General features: G+C 71.4%; 3 protein-coding genes and 1 riboswitch. Of the genes, 2 read left to right on the plus strand and 1 reads right to left on the minus strand.

The window, feature by feature from the left end; translation table 11 throughout:
* The coding region (locus VIM19_02775; protein HEY5183835.1) for a hypothetical protein at window positions 1-552 on the minus strand (552 nt) is incomplete at its 3' end.
* A gap of 315 nt (window positions 553-867) precedes the next feature.
* On the opposite strand from VIM19_02775, the gene VIM19_02780 reads away from it, so the two are divergent.
* Complete coding sequence (locus VIM19_02780; GenBank protein HEY5183836.1) at window positions 868-1,131, plus strand: hypothetical protein; 264 nt, start codon at window positions 868-870, stop codon at window positions 1,129-1,131.
* Window positions 1,132-1,513: 382 nt separating this feature from the next.
* A riboswitch (cyclic di-AMP (ydaO/yuaA leader) is annotated at window positions 1,514-1,663 on the plus strand.
* A gap of 295 nt (window positions 1,664-1,958) precedes the next feature.
* Window positions 1,959-3,339, plus strand: a 1,381-nt coding sequence (locus VIM19_02785; GenBank protein ID HEY5183837.1) for a hypothetical protein, incomplete at its 3' end; no start/stop codon positions are given.

Raw genomic sequence — 3,339 nt, forward strand, 5'->3', positions numbered from 1 at the left:
CTGGTAGGTGAACTGGTAGACGACGTACTGGGTACCGGCCGGAACCGTGATGCCGCCCAGACCAGTCGCGTAGGTCGTGGGCAGGGCGCTGAGGTTCGTGGTCGCGACCGTGGTGGCGCCGGTGCCCGTCCAGTTGGTGCAGTTCGTCGTCACCGTCGGCACGGTTGTCGTGACGGGCATCGCCTTGATGGTCAGCGCGATCAGCGGCGCGAGGGTGCCGCTGTTCGTGCCGGTGACGGCGCCGCGGTAGAAGTTCAGCGTGCCACCGGTGGTGCCGCCGGCCTTGACGGTCAGGCACCGGGAGACGCTCGCCGAGGGGATCTTCAGGGCGCTCTCAATGAAGATCGGTGTCGTGCTGGCCGCGTAGGTGCCGGTGCCGCCGTCGTTGACCAGGGTCAGGGAGCCGGTGTTCCACTGCTCGCTGCCGTTGTCCGTGCTTGCCGAGAACGCCGCCACCGACCCCTGCCACACGAGTAGGCCGGCAGCAAGCAGACCAGCGGCAGGAGCGATTGCCCGTACCGCACGGCGCCGGCGCTGAGACTTCGTTGACATGACGGGTCCTCTGTTGGGTGGACGATTCACAACGAGACGTCGGCCGAGGCCGGTGACTGCTTGAGCCCTCCAGGCCGCCCGATCGGCCCCTGTCAACGACCGCGCAGCGGACTGTGACGAACGCCTCAGGCGCCTTGATCACCGTGAGTGGACAGATCACGCCGGCGACGGGCGCCTCCGGACCGCCAACGGCGATCACGGCCGGCGGGCCAGACCTGGGCCACCTCGACCGGCCGAGCGCCTCGCCGTCCACGACGGAGCGGACGACGGCGTTACGCAGCGCCCCGGCCACCCAGATCCCGCCGTCTGGGCGCCATGGTCGACAGCCACCGCTCGTTCGCCCGCGCCGAGTTCGCCGTGTGCCTGCTGGGTACGCTGGCGATCCCGCTGCCGGCCGACCTGCTCAGCGAGCTGTTCCCCGACGCCACCGTGTGCACCGGCTTCGGCAGCGGCCACGGGTTCGGGCCCCTGATACTGCCGCTGGTCGGCCTGTGGTGGCTGCGGCACACCCGCGCAGGCTCCACCCGGCGCGTCTGGACCGGGCCAGGTCGTGGCGCGCTGGCCCCACGGGGCGCCTAGACGACGGCAACCGGCCGGCCCGGCCGTGGCGATCCGACGCAACCCGGACGGCGGCTGCGTCGCTCACCTCCGCCACGGGCTTGCGGTCGGACGGCGCCTGCCGCGCTGAGCCCAAGGCCGACGCGTGGTCGCGCGTCTCGACGAAATCGCGACTCCGCGCCACCCGGTCAGCGAACGCTCCAGCCACAGAGTCCCCTCTCGCCTATCGCTGCCACTCTCGTCACGGGACAGTCGACGGACTGGGCCGCGCCAGCGCGTGCCGTCGTGATGATTCGCACTCCCGGGGTTTCGACCCCGGCCGGCCGGGGTACTGTCGGCGCGAACGTCGACCAAGACGTTCACCACTGGGCCGACCCGCCGAGCTCTGCCCCCCGGTCCAGTGGTCAAGTATCCGACGTGCATGGGGGCAGAGGCGGGGGATCCAACAGATCCTCGGACGTGACCAGCGTCCTCGGGGTGAAGCCGCACCGCGGCCGGGCAGCCTTCCCGCCCGAACCCGACAGCTAACCCCGCAGGCGTGCAGGAGGGATCTCCCCAGCGTGTCCAGATACCCGTAGCGCCCGCTGCAGATTCGATCATCGTGGGCGGGCCAGTGGCCCGGGCTCATCGGCTCGGCCGCTCGCCTGGCTCGTTCTCAAGACCCCACCGGACCGACTCCGACGTCGGTGTCCCTCGGCTGCCCTTCGCTCGGACGGCCTATCGGCTGCACGAGCCAACCAGCCGAAGCAGTCAGGGCACCCGACCTGTCGGACCACTCACCGGCATCCCCCTCGAGGTTTGGAGCACCCGTGCGTCATCGCACCCTGGGACGACCGTCCCCTGGCATCTTGCACACGAAGCGGGTCGGCGGCGTGGCCGTGGCCCTGTCCCTGGTCGCCGCGGCCGGTCTCGCCGCAGTCATCGGCGTCTCGTCCGCAGCGAGCCCCAGCGCCCCCACGGTGGCCACCGTGGTCAAGGCCGACCAGTCCAGCCCGTCCAGCACGTTATCGTCCGGCCCGGTGAGCACGTCCGGGCCGCAGCTCATGGTGGCCTACCTGGCCAGTGACTCAGCCGGACCGGGGGCCACATTCAGCTCGGTCAGCGGGTGCGGGCTGTCCTGGAAGCGGGTCGCCGCTGCCAACGCCCAGGCCGGACCGGTCGAGGTGTGGGCCGCGTCGGCCGCCAGCCCGCTGGGCGGGTGCACGGTCAGCGCGCAGCGCTCCTTCGGCGCGTGGGACGGCTCGATCACGGTGGTCGGCTACGCCGGGGCCGCAGGGATCGGCGCGCGGTCCACCGCCAGCGCCCCCAGCGGTGCGCCGACCGTTGCCGTGACGACCACCGCGGCGAACTCGCTGGTCGCTGGCGTGGGCAACGACTGGGACACCGCGGTGGCCCACGTCCCGGTGGCCGGGCAGAGCCTGCTCTCACAGTTCCTGGCTCCCGTCGGCGACACCTACTTCGTGCAGGCACGCATCGCACCGGTCGCCTCGCCGTCCGTGGTGACGCTGGCTCAGACGGCACCCACCGCCGACCGCTACAACCTGGTCGCTGTGGAGATCCTCCCCTCCGCGACCACGACGACCGCCGCGGCGGTCACCACGACCCCGAGCACGCCGACCACCAGGACGAGGACGGGGAGCACCTCGACCACCACGAGCACGACCACCACCACGACAGGCACCACGACCACGGCTGCGGCCACCCCGGCACCGGCCGGCACGACCGCGCCGACCACCACGACGCCCCCGGTTCAGCCGGCTTCGGTGGCCGCCGTGCCGAGCTCGTTCCCGAGCGGGTCGAGTACGGGGGTTCCGGCGGGGACGGCGTTGACGGCGGTCAGTGGTGACTACACCGTCTCGACGGCGGGTGCGGTGGTCAGCGGGCTGGACATCTCCGGGTCGTTGACGGTCACCGCGGCGAACGTCACGGTGAAGAACACCCGGGTCCGCTGCAGCGGGGTGTCGTCGTTTTGCGTGTCCCTGGAGGGCACGAACACCGTGTTCACCGACGGTGAGATCGGCGGCGGGGCCAACGGCACCACCTTCAACAACTCGGCCATCGGGGTGTGGATGGGCGGGTCCGGTGGCACCGCCACCGACCACCAGGTGCTGCGGACCAACATCCACCACGTCATGCAGGGCCCCCGGATGGACGGCGACAGCACCCTGGCCGACTCCTACGTCCACGACATGTCCACCGCGTCGGGGGTGCACTCCGAAAGCATCTACT

It is taken from the genome of Actinomycetes bacterium, from assembly GCA_036510875.1.
Classification (GTDB): Bacteria; Actinomycetota; Actinomycetes; order Prado026; family Prado026; genus DATCDE01.

What these genes read in the sequence shown, in the direction of transcription:
- VIM19_02780 (HEY5183836.1), top strand. Translation starts at nt 868, where the DNA reads ATGGTCGACAGCCACCGCTCGTTCGCCCGCGCCGAGTTCGCCGTGTGC.